Source organism: Halorubrum rutilum, assembly GCF_042665015.1.
Lineage (GTDB): Archaea > Halobacteriota > Halobacteria > Halobacteriales > Haloferacaceae > Halorubrum > Halorubrum rutilum.
Window position 1 is genome coordinate 451,011 of the sequence record NZ_JBHTBL010000011.1, and the last position, 20,765, is coordinate 471,775.

20 protein-coding genes, 2 tRNA genes and 2 pseudogenes (1 of these 24 only partly in view) are annotated in these 20,765 nt (G+C 67.5%); 9 read left to right on the forward strand and 15 right to left on the reverse strand.

The features are described 5' to 3' along the window. Together ACFQMF_RS13810 and ACFQMF_RS13815 are read right to left on the reverse strand one after the other, a co-directional pair. Positions 1–42 (reverse strand): annotated as a pseudogene (locus ACFQMF_RS13810) (VTT domain-containing protein) (it extends 625 nt beyond the left edge of the window). 66 nt (positions 43–108) lie between these two features. Continuing rightward, on the reverse strand, positions 109–936 hold the full coding sequence (locus tag ACFQMF_RS13815; RefSeq protein WP_256408373.1) for an NAD(+)/NADH kinase: 828 nt from the start codon (positions 934–936) through the stop codon (positions 109–111). 121 nt (positions 937–1,057) lie between these two features. On the opposite strand from ACFQMF_RS13815, the gene ACFQMF_RS13820 reads away from it, so the two are divergent. Further along, positions 1,058–2,587, forward strand: a complete 1,530-nt coding sequence (locus ACFQMF_RS13820) for a KaiC domain-containing protein (protein ID WP_256408374.1) — start codon at positions 1,058–1,060, stop codon at positions 2,585–2,587. Here ACFQMF_RS13820 and ACFQMF_RS13825 read toward each other — a convergent pair. From ACFQMF_RS13825 to ACFQMF_RS13840, 4 genes are all read right to left on the reverse strand, one after another. Continuing rightward, complete coding sequence (locus ACFQMF_RS13825; protein ID WP_379792113.1) at positions 2,584–2,955, reverse strand: hypothetical protein; 372 nt, start codon at positions 2,953–2,955, stop codon at positions 2,584–2,586. The genes ACFQMF_RS13820 and ACFQMF_RS13825 overlap by 4 nt on opposite strands. A gap of 215 nt (positions 2,956–3,170) precedes the next feature. Next, the gene (locus ACFQMF_RS13830) at positions 3,171–3,971 is read right to left on the reverse strand and encodes a DUF6498-containing protein (RefSeq protein WP_256408376.1); all 801 of its coding nucleotides are present in this window, start codon (positions 3,969–3,971) and stop codon (positions 3,171–3,173) included. Between the two features lie 513 nt (positions 3,972–4,484). Beyond that, positions 4,485–5,066 carry a helix-turn-helix transcriptional regulator gene (locus tag ACFQMF_RS13835; RefSeq protein ID WP_256408377.1) on the reverse strand — a complete coding sequence of 194 codons (582 nt, stop codon included), beginning with the start codon at positions 5,064–5,066 and terminating at the stop codon, positions 4,485–4,487. Beyond that, entirely contained in the window at positions 5,038–5,694 is a 657-nt protein-coding gene (locus ACFQMF_RS13840) for a hypothetical protein (protein ID WP_256408378.1), read from the reverse strand. Before ACFQMF_RS13840 ends, ACFQMF_RS13835 begins: the two co-directional genes overlap by 29 nt. Before the next feature lie 335 nt (positions 5,695–6,029). On the opposite strand from ACFQMF_RS13840, the gene ACFQMF_RS13845 reads away from it, so the two are divergent. Both ACFQMF_RS13845 and ACFQMF_RS13850 read left to right on the forward strand, forming a co-directional pair. After that, positions 6,030–7,004: a hypothetical protein gene (locus ACFQMF_RS13845; RefSeq protein ID WP_256408379.1), complete on the forward strand. Its 975-nt coding sequence runs from the start codon at positions 6,030–6,032 to the stop codon at positions 7,002–7,004. 317 nt (positions 7,005–7,321) lie between these two features. After that, positions 7,322–7,597, forward strand: coding sequence for a hypothetical protein (locus ACFQMF_RS13850; protein WP_256408380.1), 276 nt, complete (start codon positions 7,322–7,324; stop codon positions 7,595–7,597). Positions 7,598–7,829: 232 nt separating this feature from the next. Here ACFQMF_RS13850 and ACFQMF_RS13855 read toward each other — a convergent pair whose 3' ends face one another. After that, on the reverse strand, positions 7,830–8,042 hold the full coding sequence (locus ACFQMF_RS13855) for a hypothetical protein (RefSeq protein ID WP_256408381.1): 213 nt from the start codon (positions 8,040–8,042) through the stop codon (positions 7,830–7,832). Between the two features lie 282 nt (positions 8,043–8,324). Here ACFQMF_RS13855 and ACFQMF_RS13860 point away from each other — a divergent pair, with 282 nt between their 5' ends. Continuing rightward, positions 8,325–9,017 carry a hypothetical protein gene (locus ACFQMF_RS13860; RefSeq protein ID WP_256408382.1) on the forward strand — a complete coding sequence of 231 codons (693 nt, stop codon included), beginning with the start codon at positions 8,325–8,327 and terminating at the stop codon, positions 9,015–9,017. Between the two features lie 192 nt (positions 9,018–9,209). Here ACFQMF_RS13860 and ACFQMF_RS13865 read toward each other — a convergent pair whose 3' ends face one another. Continuing rightward, entirely contained in the window at positions 9,210–9,992 is a 783-nt protein-coding gene (locus ACFQMF_RS13865) for an HAD-IIA family hydrolase (protein WP_256408383.1), read from the reverse strand. Between the two features lie 548 nt (positions 9,993–10,540). Beyond that, a tRNA-Gly gene (locus tag ACFQMF_RS13870) sits at positions 10,541–10,611 on the reverse strand. Positions 10,612–10,702: 91 nt separating this feature from the next. On the opposite strand from ACFQMF_RS13870, the gene ACFQMF_RS13875 reads away from it, so the two are divergent. Then, positions 10,703–12,163 carry a M28 family metallopeptidase gene (locus tag ACFQMF_RS13875; protein ID WP_256408384.1) on the forward strand — a complete coding sequence of 487 codons (1,461 nt, stop codon included), beginning with the start codon at positions 10,703–10,705 and terminating at the stop codon, positions 12,161–12,163. Between the two features lie 30 nt (positions 12,164–12,193). On the opposite strand, the gene nadE is transcribed toward ACFQMF_RS13875, so the two are convergent. Next, positions 12,194–13,156 carry an NAD(+) synthase gene (gene nadE, locus ACFQMF_RS13880; RefSeq protein ID WP_256408385.1) on the reverse strand — a complete coding sequence of 321 codons (963 nt, stop codon included), beginning with the start codon at positions 13,154–13,156 and terminating at the stop codon, positions 12,194–12,196. A 418-nt stretch (positions 13,157–13,574) separates the two neighbouring features. On the opposite strand from nadE, the pseudogene ACFQMF_RS13885 reads away from it, so the two are divergent. Further along, a pseudogene (locus tag ACFQMF_RS13885) lies at positions 13,575–14,087 on the forward strand (Rrf2 family transcriptional regulator); the annotation flags it as partial. Between the two features lie 113 nt (positions 14,088–14,200). Here the strand turns inward: ACFQMF_RS13885 and truA are convergent. After that, positions 14,201–15,106, reverse strand: a complete 906-nt coding sequence (gene truA / locus ACFQMF_RS13890) for a tRNA pseudouridine(38-40) synthase TruA (protein WP_256408386.1) — start codon at positions 15,104–15,106, stop codon at positions 14,201–14,203. Next, the gene (locus tag ACFQMF_RS13895) at positions 15,103–15,657 is read right to left on the reverse strand and encodes a universal stress protein (RefSeq protein ID WP_256408387.1); all 555 of its coding nucleotides are present in this window, start codon (positions 15,655–15,657) and stop codon (positions 15,103–15,105) included. The genes truA and ACFQMF_RS13895 overlap by 4 nt, the downstream gene beginning before the upstream one ends. A gap of 161 nt (positions 15,658–15,818) precedes the next feature. Here ACFQMF_RS13895 and ACFQMF_RS13900 point away from each other — a divergent pair, with 161 nt between their 5' ends. Beyond that, on the forward strand, positions 15,819–16,385 hold the full coding sequence (locus ACFQMF_RS13900; RefSeq protein ID WP_256408388.1) for a peptidylprolyl isomerase: 567 nt from the start codon (positions 15,819–15,821) through the stop codon (positions 16,383–16,385). Between the two features lie 78 nt (positions 16,386–16,463). Here ACFQMF_RS13900 and ACFQMF_RS13905 read toward each other — a convergent pair whose 3' ends face one another. From ACFQMF_RS13905 to ACFQMF_RS13915, 3 genes are all read right to left on the reverse strand, one after another. After that, a complete protein-coding gene (locus ACFQMF_RS13905; RefSeq protein WP_256408389.1) occupies positions 16,464–17,411 on the reverse strand; it encodes a D-2-hydroxyacid dehydrogenase in 948 nt (315 codons plus the stop codon). A gap of 124 nt (positions 17,412–17,535) precedes the next feature. Continuing rightward, a complete protein-coding gene (locus ACFQMF_RS13910) occupies positions 17,536–18,705 on the reverse strand; it encodes a cystathionine gamma-synthase (RefSeq protein WP_256408390.1) in 1,170 nt (389 codons plus the stop codon). A 140-nt stretch (positions 18,706–18,845) separates the two neighbouring features. Then, positions 18,846–18,956, reverse strand: a tRNA-Glu gene (locus tag ACFQMF_RS13915). A 376-nt stretch (positions 18,957–19,332) separates the two neighbouring features. Here ACFQMF_RS13915 and ACFQMF_RS13920 point away from each other — a divergent pair. Then, positions 19,333–20,331: a phosphate signaling complex PhoU family protein gene (locus tag ACFQMF_RS13920; protein WP_256408391.1), complete on the forward strand. Its 999-nt coding sequence runs from the start codon at positions 19,333–19,335 to the stop codon at positions 20,329–20,331. Positions 20,332–20,371: 40 nt separating this feature from the next. Then, on the forward strand, positions 20,372–20,755 hold the full coding sequence (locus ACFQMF_RS13925; protein WP_256408392.1) for a hypothetical protein: 384 nt from the start codon (positions 20,372–20,374) through the stop codon (positions 20,753–20,755). Positions 20,756–20,765: the final 10 nt, after the last annotated feature.

Consider the following 20,765-nt stretch of genomic DNA (forward strand, 5'->3'; position numbering starts at 1 on the left):
CCCCGCGACGACGTATCCGAGCAGGACGAACCGGCGGTTCACGGCCGACGGTTCGCGCCGGGGGATAAACGCTTTGTGGGCGCGCTCGGTCGCGGCGGCGTCACCGGCTCACGAGAGCTTCCCGAGCGCCTCGAAGAAGTCCGACGGAGGACCGGCGATCCGCATCGGCGGGGCCGTCCGCTCGACGGTCACCTCGACGGGCGCCTCCAGGGTCGTCTTGTTCCGCCCGTCGCTGACGACGACCGCCTCCTCGACGCCCTCGACCGCCACCGTGACCGCGGCGTCGACGTCGACGACGAGCGGGGGCATCCCCGACTCGGCGGCCATCTCGTTCACGACGAGCCCGCTCACGCCCGGGCTCACGAGGGGGCCCCGCTCGGAGAGGTTGTACGCGGTCGACCCGGTCGGCGTCGCGACGAGGACGCCGTCGGCGTGTCCGCCCGAGTAGCGGCTCCCGTCGACGCGGACCTCGTAGTCGACGCCGGCGCCGGGGCCGCGGCGGTCGCTCTGAACCACGATCTCGTTCGCCGCCGGTACCGAGGTCCAGTCGCCCGCCCGCGCCGCGAGCCGCGGCGCCTCTCTGACGTCGAGCTCCCCGCGGCCGAACGCCTCGACCTCGGCGATGACGGCATCCTCGGCGTCGCCCGGCGGGACCGCGTTGAGGAACCCCACCTCGCCGAGGTTGACGCCGACGATGGGGGTGTCGCCGGCGTTGCGCGCGACGAAGAGGAACGTCCCGTCGCCGCCGACCGCGACGGCGAGGTCCGCGCCGCCGAGAGCGTTGACCGAGCGCCCCCGGTCGCCCTCGCCGAGCGCGTCGGCCGTCTCCGCGTCGAGCCAGACGGACTCGCCGGCGGCGACGATCGCGTCGCGCAGGTCCGCCGCGAGGCTCACCGCGCGCTCGCTCCCCTTCCGCGCCACGATACCGACCTCCATGCGCCACCGATTCTCGCCGCCGGACAAAAGCGTGCGGACTTCGCCCCCGGGTTCCGGAAAGTTTCAAGCCGGCCGCCCGCGTTGCCAGAGACATGTCGACCGCCCACGGCCGACCGGGACGATGAGCGGGGAGGACGACTGGTTCGAGCGCGCGCTGCGCGAGCTCGACGAGGAGTCCGACCGCTCGGCCGACGACGAGGGCGACGAGACGGCCGCGAGCGACGGGGACGACGAGGCCGGCGACGGTGACGGGGCCGGCGCAGACGACGTGAAACCCGACGACGAGGTCGGTGAGGACGGCGACGACCGCAAGGACGGCGACGGCCGCGAAGACGACCCGTTCGGCGGCGTCCGCGACGAGACGGACGCGACCGAATCGGCCGGATCGGACGGTCCGGGCGATCCCTTCGGCGGCGGGTCGTTCGGTGACGACGACGGGTCGTTCGGGGAGGACGCCGGCGGCGACTTCGAAGGAGACGATCTCGGCGAGAGCGACTTCGATGGCGATTTCGCCGAGGAGGAGTTCGGCGGCCCGGCTCCGTCCGGGACCGGCGAAGGCGACGCCGAGGACCCGTTCGGCGGGTCCGGGGCAGGTGACGGGGACGACCCGTTCGGCGGGTCCGATGGAAGCGGCGGCGACGACCCGTTCGGCGGGTCCGGCGGAGGCGGCGGCGACGACCCCTTCAGCGGGTCCGGCGGAGGCGGCGGCGACGACCCCTTCAGCGGGTCCGGCGGAGGCGGCGGCGACGACCCCTTCAGCGGGTCCGGCGGAGGCGGCGGCGGCCGCTTCGGCGCCGGGTCGTTCGGCGACGACGACCCGTTCGGCGGCTACCGGGGAAGCGGCTCCGGGCCGTCGGAGGACTTCGGCTTCGGCGACTTCGGTGATGGCGGCGGCGACGCCGGGGGCGGGACGGAGACGGGGTTCGACGTCGACCCCGACGAGTTCGAGTCGGCGATCGAGCGCACGGACGTCGGCATCGAGGGGCTCGACGACATGATCCTCGGCGGGGTCCCGAGCCGCTCCCTGCTCTCCGTGATCGGCGGGGCGGGGACGGGGAAGACGACGTTCGCGCTCCAGTTCCTCAACCGGGCGCTCGAATCCGACGGGAAGGGCGTCTACATCACGCTGGAACAGACGCGCGAGTCGATCTTCTCGACCGCCGAGGAGAAGGGGTGGGCGTTCCACGAGGCCGCCGACGAGGGTCGACTCGCCGTGGTCGCGATCGACCCGATCGAGATGGCGAACTCGCTCGCGTCGATCCGGAACGACCTCACCCGGCTCATCGCCGAGTTCGACGCCGACCGGCTGGTGCTCGACTCCGTGTCGCTCCTGGAGATGATGTACGACCACCCGGCGAAGCGGCGCTCCGAGGTGTTCGGCTTCACGCGGTCGCTGAAGGAGGCCGGCGTGACGACGCTGCTCACCTCCGAGGCGAGTCAGGAGACCCCGTACGCCTCCCGGCACGGGATCGTCGAGTACCTCACCGACGCGGTGTTCGTGCTCCAGTACGTCCGCGGGTCGGACTTCCGCGAGACCCGGCTCGCCGTCGAGATCCAGAAGATCCGCGACGCGAACCACTCCCGCGAGACGAAGCCGTACGAGATCACAGACACCGGGATCTCGGTGTACGGGCGGGCGAACATCTTCTAGCCCTCGCTCGGGCGCGCCCTGCGTACGCGCGCCCCGATGTGGTAGATCATACTGATTGCGTACCCCAACACGCCGAACGTTGCGAGCGCAGCCCCGACGAGGAGGGCCGAGTCGTCCGCTCCGAGGACCTCGCCCACGCTCGCGGCAGCGAGCGCGAATCCGACGGCGGCCGCGCCCGCAGTGACGGCGGGCGTCCGCGCGTCGATCACCGCGGCACCGAGCGCGGTCGCCCCCGCGATGGCCGAGAAGACGAGCGGCGTACCGAGGTCGGGCGAGGCGACGCCGGATAACACCGACCAGTACGCCCCCGCCGAAAGGGCGAACAGTCCGAGCGGCGCGAGTATCGGCTTGACTTTTGCCGGTTCCATACTCGTCACGGTCGAAGGCGAGACGGATGTATCCGACCGCTCTGTTTCGGAGGGGACAACACGCGCTCGCCTCCGCCGCTCCGATAGCCCTTCGATCGCGACCACCGGTGACCGACCGAGTTGTGCGTGTAGACGGGTCCTGACTCGGCCCGGAGCCGTATCAGACGGTTACCGATCCGACCGAGCCCGAAACGGTGAGACTGTCGGGATCTCGGTCAGAGTAGCTCTCGAAGCGGTTCGTCACGGCCGTCGAGATAGCGGCTCGTGAGGTCGATCGAGAGCTTACAGGCGATTGCGGTGAAGATGAGGGGGCCGCGGGCCGCACTCGCGACGCCGTCTGCGTTGCCCTCCGCGGACTCGTACGCGAGCAACACGACGAGCAGTCCGGCGCCGGTCAACGCGAACCCCTGCCAGAAGATTCCCTTGGCAGCCGCCCAAGCGGACGTCTCGCGATGCTCGCCGTGATAGAAGTACTCCGAGACCGTCCGGCCGCCCTCGCTCAGAAAGACGACGCCGGCACCGGTGAGAACCCACGCCGGGGTGGAAGCCGGATCCGACGCGGCGATCACGGGGCCGGCGACGAGTCCCCCGAATCCGATCCACACGGCGGCAAGCAGCGGGACGATGAACAACAGCGCGGGAATCGTTCCGACGTAGATCCCGACGTCGGTCCGCGGGATCACGATCCGCTCGTCCATCACGCCGCCGTCGTCGGACGAGGACTCGTCGTTCGCATCCTCGGAACGTCTGTCGGGAGAAAGGACCTGCACTGCCGCCGCGAGGGTGTCGTTGAGTCCGTCGAGTCCGGTCCCTCGGTCAGGTCGATGGCCGGCAAACAGCGCTCGTACGATCGCCCAGACGGCGAGCATCCCGAGTTCGAGCCAGTAGAACGTCAGGAGGGCCACGGCGGACGTGTCGAACGCCAGGAGTCCGACTATGGGGACGCCGTTCGCCACGAACACCGAGAGAAGATTTCTGTTCGATAGCAGGGTTCGTGGAGGGAACGACTCTCGCATTGCGCTACTGCGTGTTATTCGTCATACTTTTCACTTAATTTGCTTGACCTTGTCTCCGGGCCTGAAACTGAGACGGGCGGTTCCGTCGGAACTCTCAGGCGATGGCGTATTTCGATCGAGCCGTGGTCAGTACGGGAGACTCACACACCCACGCACAGTACGGCTATACCTACATTATGTCAAGATGTCCCGTGCGAGATACAGGGGTACAGTCGGCACGAGAGCCGCGTTATTTTCTCCGTGTGAGTCTAAACAAAACGCGCCACTAATTGGTAGACGCACCGACCCTATCACGCGGTCGGAGCCGACCAAAGCAGTGGCGCGTACGCCTGCTGAGCGGCGTGGATCTCGACGCCGTCAGGACGCGGTTACCCGAGGTATACGTGAGCGCTCTAACTCGCGACACCTGACTATATCCCAGCGCCGTTAATTAGACGGCGAACTGCCGACGGGACTGGTCGACTACCCCGACGGGTGGGTCGCCCCTCGGAGCGGTGGACGGTCGTCGTTCGTTCACCGGAGCAAGACGACGTTGCCGACCCCCCGTCGCTTGCGTTCGACGAGGTCTCTCGCTTCCAGACTGTCGAGGGACCGGCTGACGGTCGCTTTCGAAAGCGGCGTCCGCTCGACGATCTCGCTTTGGGAGAGGACCCCGTCCGCGTCGAGAATCGCTTCGTAGACGGTTTGCTCGCTGTCGGCGAGACGATCGGCTTTCTCCTGCCACTCCCGGCGACGCGCTTCCAAGAGGTCGTCCGTCGGTGCGGGGTCGTCGTCGGCGTCGGTGCCCGGTTCCGACTCGGCCGGTTCGCCATTCGGTTCGGAGCGGGGAGCGCCGTCGACGAGCAGGTACGTCAGACTTCCACCGAAGGCGACCGCCGCGACGGCGATCACCGCGACGTCCCGGAACAGGAAGTAGCGTCTCGGAAGGCGGGTGGCCGTACTCGTGTCGCCGATCCGTAACACGACCGACGACGGAGTGAGAAACTCCACGCCGAGGGCTGCCGCGGTGCCGACGAGGACGACGACGGCGAGTGCGACTGTCCGTTGGCGGGCGCGCATTCTCTGCTCACTCGATCGTCGGATCGACTCGGACAAACGACTCGATCCGTTCGGTTGCGTGATTTACGACGACGCTGTACCGAACGTCGTCGGTCGGCAGATCAACGACGACCAGCATTCGCTGTGAGGCGTTCGATCGCCTCTCCCGTTCGAGTACGAGCGCGTCCGCGTCGGCGCTGTCACGGACGGCGAACGCGGAGTCGGTGTCCGGGAGGAGTCGGTTCCACGGCCAGTCCGCATCCGCCCCGACGACCGCCGCCCGGTCGCTGGACACGCCGTCGGGAACGGGCCGGACCGTGTACACCGCTCCGCCGGCCGCGTCGACCGTGTCGGCGATGGCGGGTTCGTCGGTCACGATCCGCTTGGCACGCGAACGCTTGGTCGCGCTGACATCGGGCGGGGTGAGGGGTTCGGTACGGACGACGAGGCGTCCGTCGGCAGTCGTTACGGTGATACGTTCGACGGTCCGCAGATCCGAGACCAGCGTCTTCGTCCGGCCATCCACCGTGGTGACGAGCGCTCCGTCTTCGACGGCGAACTCGTGGGTAGCGTCGGCCGTGATCGCCGACGCGGCACCGGTAGCACTCACGAGCGCGGCGAGGCTGCCGCCGAGAACCACGAGTGAGACGACGAGCGCGATTCGGGAGGGCTTGACGCTCCGCATAGCTCACAGTCCGGATCGGTCGTCAGAAGAAAATGACGGTTTCGCGGCTCTGAAACACCTGAAACAACCTCTGAAACGCGTTCCACGACCGTTTCACACCTGTTTCCAACGGGTGTTTATATCCTCTTTTTCGCAATCCACGGATGTCGCAATCGCCCCCGACGGTCGGCGGTGCAGCCGTTCCCCGCTGACGTATGGTTACCCCGTTCGCGCCCCGTGGGGCCGGTGCGACACACCACTGATGCCAGAACGAGTCCCCGCAGTTCAGGTGAGGCAGACGCAACGTGACACAGGAAATCCATCACGAACCGCCCTCCAGAACGGGGGTGAACGCCGTGGAACGTGACTACCGCATCGCGCTGTACGCGCTCGGGCTGTCAGCAGTGTTGCTCGTCGCCGCCGGTGCGGTCGTCGCTTCCGGGTTCGCGCCGGGCGCGACGCCGGCTCCGACGCAATCGGACGACGATCCGACCAACGGGACGGACGCGGTTCGGTTCGACCGCGAGTCGGATCAGCAGTACGACGTGACGGTCACCGCGTCCGATAACGGGACCGTCACGTTCGCCTCGGCGACGAGCGGGTGCGGCGGTGTCGTCGCGGTCAACGCGTCCGACGCCGACCGGACCGACGTACAGGTCGATGGAACTACCGTCACCCTGATCGAAGAACACGGCGGCGAGACGTTCGACGGCATCTCCCGCGAGCGGGTCGCCGAACTCGTCTGGGACGCCACATCGGACCGCGCCGAACTGGACGAGTACGATCGCGTGACGGTGCGCGTCAACCAGTACTACGAGAGTATCGATCGGGAACGGCCGCTCGACACCGCCGGCGTCACCGTCCGCCCCTACGAGGACTGTCTGCCGACGGTGCGCGGCGAGATCGATCTCGCCGGCGAGGACGTGACTGTGATTACAACGCTCCCTCCCCTCGACGACATCGAGCTGCGGATCACCGACGGCCTCGGTGTCCTGAACGACGACGAAAGGCGGTTGATCGAGGAGCTAGTCGCCGCGGACGAGGAGGCCAGTTACAACGTCCAGCAACAGTTCAACGACCCCGAACGGCTGAACGCGACCGTGCTGGAGGCGACCAACGACGACCTGGTCGACGTGCGACTCACGACCGCCGGGTCGGACGGGAGCGCGGTCATCGTGACGATCGATCTCAACGACGAGACGGTCGTCAGGTCCTACGCGACACTCGAACTGGACGCCGACGACGTCGTGATGTTCGGGGAAGGTGAGAACGAGACCGTTTCGATGGACGGCGGTGGGACGGTTACGTTTGAGACCGACGAAGACACGTAAATACGCTCCGTTCGTCCCGCGGTACTCGGTTTTCACACCGAACGCGACGGAAACGTGACCTTCGCGACGCCGCGCCCGAGAACGGGTCGATTCTGCAAGTGCTGACCGTTCTCAACCGGCTCGAGTAGGGTACGAGCGGCTCTGTTGAAATCGGGCGACGGTACGTTCCGGAGTGCGTGCGACCACAGAGAGTGGAGTCGGTATCAAAAACACCGTTGAGCCGGGGCGATCGAGCGAACCAGCCGTTCGAGTGGAGCGGAAATAGACCCGTATGATTGTGGTAGAAGAGACACGGTCACGGCCCTCGTAATTATCCCATGTCCCTCCGTGACCGGCGTATCGTCGCTGGTATTGTCGCCGTAGGAGCCGGGGTGGTCTCCCCCCTCCTCGCAGAGGAAGTTCTCGCCCACCGTCTCGGGTTAGAAGGTATGCCCGTATTCTATGGGTTTTTGGCGTTCAGCGCGGTTGGGACGGGTATTGCGGCTCGGTATTGTTCGACGTACTCGTGGAAGTATCTTCTCTTGTATGGTGTGTTAGCTTTCGCCGGTGCATTTTTGACTTTTATTTACATGTTCGGCCAAACACGGGCCTGAGTCCTGCTCCGGACGATGCTTCTTCAATACGTAGAGTCTCTTGGCCTCATCTACCCGCTGTGTGCGTTCCCTATTCGGCAGCGCCGGGTCGGCTCCTCGGCAACTTCAGTAGTTGCGTGACCGATACGGAGGCTGTATGCAGCACGCTCGATCCGTTTCCTGATATATCCGGATGATGCAAATTATCCGATAGGCGTACGGACCGAGCAGGGCACGCTGACTGGATACGCCGTTACTCCGTGAACAGCGATATCAGCCACACGGTTACCGCAGATACGAATAGCACCAGCGTCACAGTCAGGAGGTCTGTGAACACGGGAAGCGTCTTCGGGACACCGGGAACAATGCCAGCGAAGTATGCGACCGTAACACCACAGGCGACAAGGAACGCGACGGTCGTCAGGACCGGAAGCGGTCGCCGACGATGGAGGGTGCTGACGTCCATGTTTGTCACCGCTTCGCCCACTGGTAAATGCCTTCTAGATCGTTTACAGTGTCCGATTCCCCTCGATTGCTCTGCACGTGACAGCGTGTACGATTGCGCCCTCTATTCAGCACATGCTGCCGCAACTAATCCAGTTCTATCAGTAACTGCCTGATCGATACCGGAGGACATCGTCAGCACAAAAGCTATATTTTCTTTAGACAAATTTTAAATTACTTGAGATAGTGTGCTAGTAACCGTCTCGGACAGATTTTAATCGACCCCTCTACGGAAAGCGTATCTATGCCCGATCTTCAGGAATGTATCGATGAATATGCGGCAGAAGTTGAGTATACTGCGCATGCTACCAAGTTCCTACAGTTAGACCGGTGGACGGGTGACAACCCGCTGTTGTTGTTGGCAGATGCAGCGGGGACGACGACCGGTCAAGCATACTTTTCACAGGTGAAGCCCAGCGTCGAAACTTTTCAGACGAAATTTCTTGATACGGGACGGATCAGCTCGTTTAGCGAACTGGCTGACTTGGACCAGCAGAGCCCCGCGTTGACAGAAATCTTTGAAGCTCAGCGGAAACGCCGAGTCCTTATTACTGGAGCTGATACATTCGCTGAAATTGATGCCGAGGATGACTTAGACCGGCTTCAACAGTGGGCGGAAGATGCGGATCCAACTGACTACTCAGAGGAGCGATTCGGCCGGATTAGAGGGGTTGGGCTACGAACATTTCAATACCTTCGGATGATCGCGGGCATCGATACAGTAAAGCCCGATATCCAAGTTCAACGGTTTATCAAAGAACTCTCTGAGACGACTGATACTCCTCATCTTGACGCCTCAACAGACCAAGCCGTGTTGGACAGTTGCCAGTGGATATCTGATAAAACGGACTACCGAATGATCGAACTTGATCAAATCGCATGGTGGTACTTTGCCGATGCTACAGGACGACATGCCGCTGAGACGCTCAATGAGTAATCTCTCTGTACGAGGGACTTTCGTCAACTCATACAGAATGAGTTCTTGACCGATAGGTGCTCTTCAGCAGCGTCTAACATACCTACTCTGCGTTTGTCAGTAGCCACGTGCGAGATACAGAGGGTATCTCTCGCACGTCCCGTCGCTACGCGTCAGCTGTCCGTTCAGCACGAACGATGTATTCGACGTGGTTTAGATAGCCTCTATCAACTCGGAGACGGACTTTACAACTTCGTCCGGTCGGTACGCGAACTCTGTGATTTCGTTCCGCTCGGTGGATCCGGTGAGCACGAGGTAGGTTGTTAGACCGGCCTCTATGCCGGCCACAACGTCCGTGTCCATTCGATCGCCAACCATCGCCGTGGATTCGGAGTGAGCCCCGATCCGGTTCAATCCACTTCGGATCATGATCGGATTGGGCTTGCCGATGGAGTACGGTTCCTTGCCGGTAGCCTTCGTAAGCAACGCGGCGACTGAGCCGGTAGCCGGAAGTGGACCCTCTGGTGAGGGCGCCGTCGCGTCCGGATTCGTAACAACGAACCGAGCTCCTCCGTCAAGTAGACGGACAGCCTCCGTTATGTTCTGAAACGAGTACGTGCGGCTCTCGCCCAGAACGACAAAGTCCGGGTCGGCATCAGTAAGCGTGTAGCCTACATCGTGAAGCGCCGTCTTCAGCCCCGCCTCACCGATGACGAACGCCGACGCTTCCGGCGCTTGGTTCGATAGAAACCGCGCTGTAGCTACAGCTGAGGTCCAGATCCGTTTCTTCGGGACATCAAGTCCGGCTTCTGCGAGGCGAGCCGCTAGGTCGCGCCGAGTGTAGATCGAGTTGTTCGTAAGCACGAGAAACTGCCGCTCCCGCTCCCGGAGGCGATCGATGAACTCCTCGGCTCCGGGAAGAGCGGTTTCCTCGTGCATCAGCACACCATCCATGTCGAGCAACCATGTGTCGTACTGTTCCTGTGCGGTGGACATTCTCCGTGAAATTCCACCGGAAACGACGTGTGCAGTCGACTTGAATATTCGCGACGCGACTCCGTAGTCGGAGATCCAGACGACAGCGCTCGTCGGATGGAATGACATACCGATCGCACTGGCGTAGTTCGCACTCTCCCGACTCGCGCCCCGCATCTCGCACGGCTATCAGAACATCCCTTCGAGCTGGTGGAAATATCGACGGCTGATTCGCAGGATTCGGTGAAGGACCGTTTCAGACCGGAACGTGTTCGAGGAATCGAACGGTACCGAGACCGAATCAGTGACTGTGGCTCGCGGATTGCTCGCCGCGAGAATGCACCGTCCGGGACCCCCGCGAGCTTGCGAGCGGGGGTACGGACGGCGCACGACCGAAGGGAGTTCGCCGAGCGAAGCGAGGCGACCGTCGGCTGACGAAGTCAGCCGGAAGTGCACCGTCCGGGAATTGAACCGGAATCAGACGTGCTCGCACGGCTCGCTGCGCGCGACTGATAGGGTTCAATTCCCCTGCTGATTCCTGCGGCTCACGTCGTTGTTCGCCGCAGGAATGCACCGTCCGGGAATTGAACCCGGGCTATTAGCTTGGGAAGCTAATGTCCTACCACTGGACCAACGGTGCTCGGTCCGAGATATCCGACCGCCATACTTCAACGTAGCGTTTCCGGTGCCGGGAGCCACACGCTTAACAGGCAGCCCCGGCAGTCGACGGCATGCACTCGCAGCCGACCGAAGCCGACGTGGCCGCCGATCCGGAGGCCGTCGAGCGCGTCCGCGAGCGCCGCGACGCGCTGGCCCCCGCGCTCGGCCGGACGTGGACCGACGACGAGCCGTGGCGCCTCCTCACCGACCTCACCGCGATCGGGAGCCGCATGGCCGGCGGCGACGGGGAGCGCCGGGCTGCGGGGGTCGTCGCCGAGGCGTTCGAGCGCGCTGGCCTCGCCGACGTCGACACCGAGCCGTTCGAACTGGACGCGTGGGAGCGCGGGGGCGCCGAGTTGCGGGTCCGGATCCCGAGTCGGAACGGCGAGGGCGGGGCGACCGCCCGCGAGTTCGAGTCGATCGCGCTCCCGTACTCGCCCTCCGGCGAAGTCTCGGGCGAGCTCGTCGACGTCGGGTACGGCACCCCGGCCGAGGTCGACGAGCGCGACGTGGAGGGGCGGATCGCGGTCGCCTCGACGACGACGCCCTCGGGCGGGCGGTTCGTCCACCGGATGGAGAAGTTCGGGTACGCGGTCGACGCGGGCGCGGTCGGCTTCGTCTTCGTCAACCACCTCGACGGGCAGCTTCCGCCGACCGGGTCGCTAACGTTCGGCGGGGAGGCCGACGCGGTCGCCGTCGGCGTCTCCAAGGAGACCGGCGCGTGGCTCCGGGAGTGCGCGGCCGGTGCGGGCGGCGGCCGCGGCGCGGCCGGGACGAGCGGGGCGACGGACGTCGCCGCCGAGGCCGAGATCGCGGTCGAGGCGAGGACCGAGCGCGGGGAGAGCCGGAACGTCGTCGGCCGCGCGGGGCCGGACACCGAGGAGCGGCTCCTGCTGCTCGCGCACTACGACGGCCACGACATCGCCGAGGGGGCGCTCGACAACGGCTGCGGGATCGCGACCGTCGCGACCGCGGCGCGGGTCCTGACCGAGGCCGACCTCCCGATCGGCGTCGACGTCGTTGCCGTCGGCGCCGAAGAGGTCGGGCTGCTCGGCGCGGAACACCTGGCCGAGACGGTCGACCTCGACCGGGTGCGCGGCGTGATCAACGTCGACGGCGCGGGGCGCCACCGCGACCTCGTCGCGCTCGCGCACGCCTCCGACGCGGCCGCGTCGGTCGCGGTGTCTGTGTCGGCCGCGACCCGGCAGCCGATCGCGGTCGACGCGGAGCCGCACCCGTTCTCCGACCAGTGGCCGTTCGTCCGCCGCGGGGTGCCGGCGCTTCAGCTCCACAGCGACTCCGGCGACCGCGGCCGGGGGTGGGGTCACACGCACGCTGACACGCGCGACAAGGTCGACGACCGCAACGTCCGGGAGCACGCGATGCTGACGGCGCTGCTCGTCTGCGAGTTCGCGGCCCCCGAACGCGACGTCCCCCGGCTCGACCGCGACGACCTCGTCCGGGCGTTCCGCGACGCGGACTTCGAGACGGGGATGCGCGCGGCCGACCTCTGGCCCGACGACTGGCCGTAGCGCGTCCCACGAGGTCGACGGGACGGGACGTCACCGGCCGCGTCCGGTCGGCACGTCGGGCGTCGTCCGCTTGTGGGCCGCGGCCCGGTGTCGCGCGAGCAGGTCGGCGGCAGTCTCCTCGTCGACGTCGAGGGACTCGCCTCCCGACAGCCGGGCCGCGATCGTCGCGGCGTCGAGCCCGCGGTCGACCCCGAGCCGGAGCACGCGGTCGATGACCTCGTACGGGGCGCCGAGGTCGTCGGCGTCGCGCTGGCCGGGGAGGAACCCGGCGGTCGGCGGCTTCTCGACGACGAACTCGGGGACGTCGAGCTCGGCCGCGAGGGCGCGGACCTCGGTCTTGTACAGGTGTCCGATCGGGTGCATATCGGCGCCGCCGTCGCCGTGTTTGGTGAAGTAGCCGAGCAGCAGCTCGCTCCGGTTGGCCGTGCCGCAGACGAGCCGGTCCGTCGCGTTGGCGGCGAGGTACGCGAGCGTCATCCGGAGGCGCGCGACCGCGTTACCGGACAATACCGGCTCGTCGTGGAGGTCGAAGCGATCGGGCGCGACGGCGCCGAACTGCGCGAACAGCGAGTGGAGGTGGACCGTGTCGTGGTCGATCCCGAGCGCGCCCGCGAGCGCCTCCGCGTCGCGGGCGTGGTGCGCGCCGACCTTGTTACACGGCAGGATCAGGCCGTAGACGCGGTCGGGACCGAGCGCCTCGACGGCGAGCGCCGCCGTCACCGTGGAGTCGAGCCCGCCGCTCATGTTGACGACGACCCCGTCGGCGCCGGCGGCCGCGACGGCCGATTCGACGAACGAACGGACCCGTTCGCGCTCGTCGCCGGGGTCGCGCGGATCGAGGACGGCGTCGGCGGTCGGTTCGCCGGGGGCCGCTCCGCGCTCGGTCGCCTCGCCGGTCGCGGTCGCGTCTTCGGCGGCGTCCGACCGGATCCCGCCCGCGGCGCGCTCCTCCAGCGCGTCGCCGTCGAAGGCGGGCGATCCGCGCTCACTCATCGCTCCGGACCTCGTTCGGTCGAGCCGTTGCCTCGCGATTCCGCCGGGAGACGGGAGCCGGTACCGCGGGTCGGCGACGCCGCGGTCGCGGTCGATCGCCGGTTCGACGGTTCATATCTACGCGGCGCTTCCGAACGGACGGATAAATACTCACGGTACCAACTGTATAAGGTATTATGCGTATTTCACGGTGTATCGGCACACGTTTCGAAAATAGCTACTGGTATGTATATAAAAACCGATTATAATACTATATTCGTTTCTCCCTCCCGCGCACACTAGAAGTAATTTGTGTTCTATACAAACTCATAGAAAAATTGCGGATGTACGCTAAATTATAAAGTCATTTCGAACCGTATCAAGAGTATAAGGTGCGTAGAAGCAAACGTTTATTCGTCTTAGTATTGTTACTTCGCGTATGACGACGATAGAGCTCACGTCGAGTCAGGAACGCGTGTTGACCGCGCTCGTAAACCTCGCGGAGAACGCCGACCGGCCGGTGTCCGGGAGGGAGATCGCCGAGTCGATCGACCGGAACCCCGGCACGGTTCGGAACCGGATGCAGAGCCTCCGCGACCTCCGGTTGGTCGAGGGGGTCCCGGGCCCCGAGGGCGGGTACGTCCCCACCGACGGCGCCTACGACGCGCTCGGCGTCGAGCGGATGGACGACGCCGAGACCACGCCCGTCGCGGTCGACGGCGACCCAGTGGAGGGGGTGAACGTCGAGGAGATCGACCTCTCCAACGTCGCCGACCCCGAGCTCTGTCGCGCGGAGCTCGTGATCCGCGGGCCGGTCGGTCCCTTCGACGCCGGCGACCGCGTCACCGCGGGGCCGACGCCGGCCGCGAGGCTCCGGATCTCGGGGACCGTCGACGCCACGAACGTCGACGGCAACACGCTCCTGTTGCGGGTCGACGGGATGGAGACGCCCCCGACCGACGGGCCCGACTCGACTGACGCGGCCGACGCGACCGACTCGACTGACGCGGCCGACGCGACCGACCCGACTGACCCGACCGACGCGGCCAACGCGAGCGCGGCCGACTAGGAGGTGTCGCCGTCGCGTCGCTCCGGGGTCGCTCTCCCGCGCCCCGTCGCGATCCGGTCGCGGATCGCTCCCGTCGCCGCGGCGACGTGACGGGCCGTCCGGTACCGCTCGCCGAACGCGACGCGGGCGCTCTCGGCGGCCTCCCGGTCGACGTCGAAGGCGACGCCCTCGTACGCGACGTCCCACAGCACCAGCGGCTCGGGCGGCGCCGGGCCGACGCCGATCTCGCCCGGCACGGGCTCCGGGTCGAGCAGCCGGTCGATCCGGGCCGGCTCGGTGCGTCCCCGGCCGACCGCCCGGACCGCGGCGACGAGCCGCCGGACGAGCGCGCGCGGGAAGCCGCCGGCGGCGACCTCGATCACGAGGAGGTCCCCCTCCCGCGTCGCGCTCGCGGTCAGGTCCCGCACGGTCCCCGCGTCGTCGCTCGTCAGGTTGTGGAAGTCGTGACGGCCCGAGAGCCGGTCGAGGGCGTCGCGAGCCCGGTCGTCGTTCACGGCGTGACGCGGGTCCGCCTCGGGGGTTTCCTCCTCGGGCGCGTAGAGGTGGTACCGGTACGTCCGCCGGGTCGCGTCGTGGGTCGCGTGGAACCCGTCCGGGACGTCGGCGGCCGCCCAGACCCGCACCGGGCCGGGGAGGTGGCCGTTGAACGCCCGGGGGGTGAGCCACGCCGGCGCCTCGAACGCGACCGTCTGCGCGACGGCGGAGACCCCGGCGTCGGTGCGTCCCGCCGCGGCGTACCCGGGCGGCGTCGCGTGCGTCGGCCCGTCGCCGCGGTCGATGACCCCGTGCTCGGCGAGCGCTCGGAGGAGGGTCCCCTCGACGGTCGTCGCGTGGGGCTGTCGCTGGAAGCCGGCGTACTCCCGGCCGTCGTACGCGACCCGGAACGCGCGGGTCGTCGTCACGCCTCGTCGTCCGCCGTCTCGTCGTCTTCCCGCGTCGCCGCCTCGTCCTCCTCTCGCGACGTCGCTTCGTCGTCCTCCCGCGACATCGCCTCGTCGTCCTCTCGCGTCACCGGCTCGTCCCCCTCGTCAGTCATCGGCACGGTGACCACGGGGACGGGGGAGACCCGGACCACCTTCTCGGTGACGCTCCCGAGGAGGACGCGCCGGAGACCGCTGCGAGCGTGGCTCGGCATCACGACGATGTCGGCGCCCGCGTCCGCGATGGCGTTCTCGATGACGTCGACCGGCTCGCCCTGCCGGAGGTCGCCGACGGCGTCGACGCCGGCGGCCTCCAGCTCGGCGGTGACCGCCTCGACGCGCTCCTGGGCCGCGGACTCGACGCGCTCGGCGAAGGCGCCGGCCTGCGGCCCGCGGAGCGTCCGGGCGACCGTGTCGACCGCGCTCACGACGTGGACGGTCGCGTCGTAGCGCTCGGCGAGGCTGGCCGCGTGCGGGACCGCGTCGTTCGCCTCGCCGCCGGGCGCGACGGGGAGGAGGATGTCGTCGTACATACGCGATACTGCTCGGGCCGGGTGCAAAACGATACCGGCCGGAGAGCCGTTCGGGAGGCCGCCGTCGCAGGCCGAGGCCGGACGGCCGACTCGGGCGCCCGACGGCGCCCGCGACGACGCGGATGGGCAGGGTTTTCCGACGCGCGTCCCTCCGAGGCCACATGGCACGAGAGGTTTCCAACCCCGACAACCCGCAGGTGACGCTCCACACCAACCACGGCGACGTCGTCGTCGAGCTGTTCGCCGACCGGGCCCCGAAGACGGTCGAGAACTTCCTCGGACTGGCTCGCCACGACCCCGCCGCGGACGCCGACCCCGCGCGCGGCACGAACACGTGGGAGGACCCCGAGACCGGCGAGGTCCGCGGCGACTCGCTGTACGAGGGGAACGTCTTCCACCGCGTCATCGAGGGGTTCATGATCCAGGGCGGCGACCCGCAGGAGAACGGTCGCGGCGGCCCCGGCTACCAGTTCGACGACGAGTTCCACGACGACCTGACCCACGACGGCCCGGGGATCCTCTCGATGGCGAACTCCGGCCCGGACACGAACGGCTCGCAGTTCTTCATCACGCTGGACGCGACCCCGCACCTGGACGGGAAGCACGCCGTCTTCGGCCAGGTCGTCGACGGGATGGACGTGGTCGAGGAGATCGGCTCGGTGCCGACCGGTCGCAACGACGAGCCCCGCGATACGGTCGAGATCGAACAGGTCGCCGTCGACGAGTAGACGAGCGGGGCGTCACCGTCGACGAGTCGAGCCCGGACGCGACCCGAACCGGCGACTACGCGGTCCGTCGTCCCGGGTTTATATCACCTGATTCTCCAGCTCCGCACCGCCGTCGAGCCGGTCGAGGTTGCCGGCGAGGATCTCGGCGACGCGGTCGTAGTAGTGTGGGGTGTGGCCCGCGTTGTGCGGGGTGATCGTGACGTTCCCGAGCCCCCACAGCGGGTGGTCCTCGGGGAGCGGCTCGGGGTCGGTCACGTCGAGCGCGGCGCCGCGGATCCGGCTGTTCCGGAGCGACGAGACGAGCGCGTCGGTGTCGACGATCGGGCCGCGCGCGATGTTGACGAGCACGGCGTCGGCGCGCATCGTCTTGAGCGCGTCGGCGTCGACGAGCCCCCGCGTCGTCTCGGTGAGCGGACACGCGAGCACCACGTACTCCGCGTCGGCGACCGCCTCGTGGAACTCGTCGAAGCCGTACACCGCGTCGGCCGGGCCGCCCTTCTCCGGGGAGTACCGGACGCCGACCGCCTCGACGTCGAACGGCTCCAGCCGGTCGAGGATCGCCTGCCCGATGGCGCCGAGCCCGACGACGGCGACCGTCGAGCCGTACACCTCGGTCGTCTCGTAGGTGCGCCACTCCCGCTCCGCCTTCTGGCGCTGCGCGCGCGGCCACTGCCGGGCGTGGGTGATCATCGAGCCGAGGACGTACTCCGCGATGTTGGGCTTATGTACGCCCGAGGCGTTGGTCACGGCGACGCCGCGGCCTGCGAGTGCGTCGCGCGGGAGGTGCCCGGTCCCGGCGAACACGCAGGCGAACAGCTCCAGCTCCTCGGCCGCGGCCAGCAGCTCCTCGTCGATGTCGAGCCCGACCGCGACGCGGGCGGTCGCGATCAGCTCCCGCTCCTCCGCCGGCGTCCGCGCCAGCGCGACGTCGCGGTCCGGGAGCCGCTCGCGGAGCGACGCGGCGAGGTCCGACGCGTCCGATCCGTGGATCGTCTGCCGCAACACGAGTACGTCTGGGTCGCTCATGGCGGGTGACTCGGCGCGACGGTTATAAAGAGTGCCCGTGCGGCGAGGGGTGCCGGATTCGGCGCGCGAGGCGGCAGCCGGCGCTCCGGCGAGGTCGGCCCCCTCTGCTCGTTCCGGCTCTCGGCTACTCCAGCGCCGCGTCGAACGCGGCCTGCAGGTCGGCCGTCATGTCGTCGACGTGTTCGAGCCCGACGGAGACGCGGACGAGCCCGTCCGTGAGCCCCGCCGCGAGGCGCTCCTCGCGCGGGATCGCGGCGTGGGTCATTGCGGCCGGCTGCTCGATGAGGCTCTCGACGCCGCCGAGCGACTCCGCGAGCGTGAACACCTCCGTCTCGCTCACGACGGTCGAGGCCTGGTCGAGGGTGCCGTCGAACTCGAAGGAGAGCATGCCGCCGAACGCGTCCATCTGCTCGGCCGCGAGCTCGTGGTCCGGGTGGCTCTCCAGCCCGGGGTAGTAGACGCGGCTCACGTCGTCGTGCGACTCCAGCCACTCCGCCAGCGCCGCCGCGTTCTCGCAGTGGCGGTCCATCCGCACCGGGAGCGTCTTCGTCCCCCGGAGCACGAGGAAGGCGTCGAACGGGCCGGGGGTCGCGCCCACCGAGTTCTGGTAGAAGCCGAGCCGCTCGTCGAGCCCGTCGTCGTCCACGATCAGCGCGCCGCCGATCGTGTCGGAGTGGCCCCCGAGGTACTTCGTCAGGGACTGGCAGACGATGTCGGCACCGTGTTCGAGCGGGCGCTGGAGATAGGGGGTCGCGAACGTGTTGTCGACCGCGCAGAGCGCGTCGTTCGCGTGGGCGATCTCCGCGAGCGCCCCGATGTCGTTGACGTTCATCAGGGGGTTCGTCGGCGTCTCGACCCACACCAGCTCCGTCTCCTCGCGCATCGCGTCCCGGACCGTGTCGTGGTCGGTGGTGTCGACGAAGCTGGTGTCGACGTCGTACTCGTCGTACACCTGCGTGAGGATGCGGTGGGTGCCGCCGTACACGTCGTCGCCGGCGACGACGTGGTCGCCCGCGGACAACAGGTTCAGGACGGTGTTTATCGCTCCCATCCCCGACGAGAAGCAGCGCGCGTGACTCCCCGACTCCAGCGACGCGAGGTTCGCCTCCAGGTCGGTCCGGGTCGGGTTCCCGGTTCGGCTGTACTCGTACCCGCGGTGGTCGCCCGGCGCGTCCTGCTCGTACGTGGAGTTCGCGTGGATCGGCGTCATCAGCGCGCCGGTCTCGGGGTCCGGCTCCTGGCCGGCGTGGATCGCGCGGGTCTCGAAACGAGGGTCGTCGGACTGGTCGCTCATACCCGGGCGTCGTCGCCGAGCGCCGTGATTCTTCCCCTTCGGAGAGGACGTCGCGAAAACGTCGGAGCGGAGGCCGTGGGAACACCGGGACGGAGGCCGCGAGAACGGCGCCGCCGCTGGCGACGCGGATCCGCGAGAAGTGCTCGGTCAGGGATTTGAACCCTGGTCGTCGGCTGACTTCCGAACCGGCGCGCCGTCGCGCCGCGTCCGTCGAAAGGCCAACATGATTGGCCGGACTACACCAACCGAGCGTAAGCGACGCTTACGTCGCGTCCGATTTAACTCTTCTTAACTCCCGCCGGTGTGGGAGTCGTCGGCGGAGGGCCGGTCGCACGATCCGCAGGATCGGAGCGCCCGCCGAACGATTCGGAGCGTCAACCCCGTTGAACGACCCGGAGCGTCGACCCCGACGAACGCCTTCGAACCCCGTCAATCGGGTGCGAGAGATCGAACTATTTTTGATATATAGAACTATATAAACTCATCAATTTGACCCGATCAGATCCGAATCAATCCCTCAGATCAGACCCGAAACGCGCGAAATAAGGGTTTGAGGGCTTTCACTGGGTCGTACTTGGGGTATATATTTTGGATACATTTAAGTGAGATCGTGTGTGATACCGAGCTATGGAAACGAGGAAGGTGCAGGTCACCGGCGGCTCGACGTACACCGTCTCGATCCCGAAGACGTGGGCGACCGAGAACGACGTGGAGGCCGGCACCGAGATCGAGTTCTTCCCCGACGGCGACTCGCTGTTCCTCACGCCGCGGTCGGAGGAGGAGCGCACCCGCGGGAGCCTCGACGTCACCGACCTCTCGGGGCAGGCGCTCATGCGCGCGGTGACCACGATGTACGTCAGCGGGTTCGACGTCATCGAGCTGGAGGGCGTCGAGATCACCACCGAGCAGCGCTCCACGATCCGCGAGGCGGTCCAGAGCCTCGTCGGGCTGGAGGTGTTAGAGGAGACCCGCGACCGCGTCGTCATTCAGGACCTGCTCGACTCCTCCGAGCTGTCGATCCACAACGCCGTCACCCGGATGCGGCTGATCTCGCTGTCGATGCTGGAGGACGCGCTCGCCGCGCTCTCCGAGCTCGACCACGACCTCGCCCGGGACGTGATCGGTCGCGACGACGACCTCGACCGGCTGTGGCTCGTCGTCTCCCGGATCTTCCGGGCGACGCTGCGCACGCCGAAGGCGGCCGAGGAGCTCGGGCTCCCGCGCGAGGAGTGTTTCGACTACCACTCCAGCGCCCGCCAGTTGGAGCGGATCGGCGACCACGCGACGAAGATCGGCCACCTGACGCTCAACATCGAGGAGCCGCTCCCCGACGAGGTCGTCGAGGCGGTCAACGGGCTCCACGCCGACGCGGTCGAGGTGATCGACACCGCGATGGACGCGCTGTTCGCCGACGAGAGCGACGAGGCGACGCGGCTCGCGAACGAGGCGCGCACCGGCGTCAGGGCGATCGACGAGCGCGTCCGCGCCATCGACGAGCTCCTCCGCGACCTGGACCCGGCCCGCGCGCAGCTGCTCGGGCTCGTCGTCGACTCCGTGCTCCGGTCGGCCGACTACGGCGGCAACGTCGCCGAGACGGCCCTCCAGAAGGCCGCGCCGACGCCGTGAGTCGGGTGGGTTTTTCACCGTCCCGTCCCGAGCCTCGCGCATGCCTGAGATAGAACTCGGAGTGCCGCGGGGAGTCGTCGAGTCGCTGCCGGAGGAGGACGGCACCGCCGAGCAGGACATGCGGCGCGCCATCGCCGGGATCCAGTCGCGGATCAACGAGGAGATCGAGGGCGCCGAGCCGGCCGAGGCGGCCGAGGTGGTCGCCGACGCGGTCGAGCGGATGGAGTCGCAGGCGAGCACGTACCACGAGTTCGTGCCCGAACTGCGCGCCTGGGGCCAGTCGCCCATCTACGCGATCGCGTGGCGGAACCTCTACGTGGAGCTGATCGGCCAGCTGTACGAGCACGAGTGGCTCGGCGACGAGCTGGGCCGCGAGCGTAACTTCCGGCTCGTCGAGGACGGGATCCGGCTGTCGGACCTGTAGGCGGTTCGCC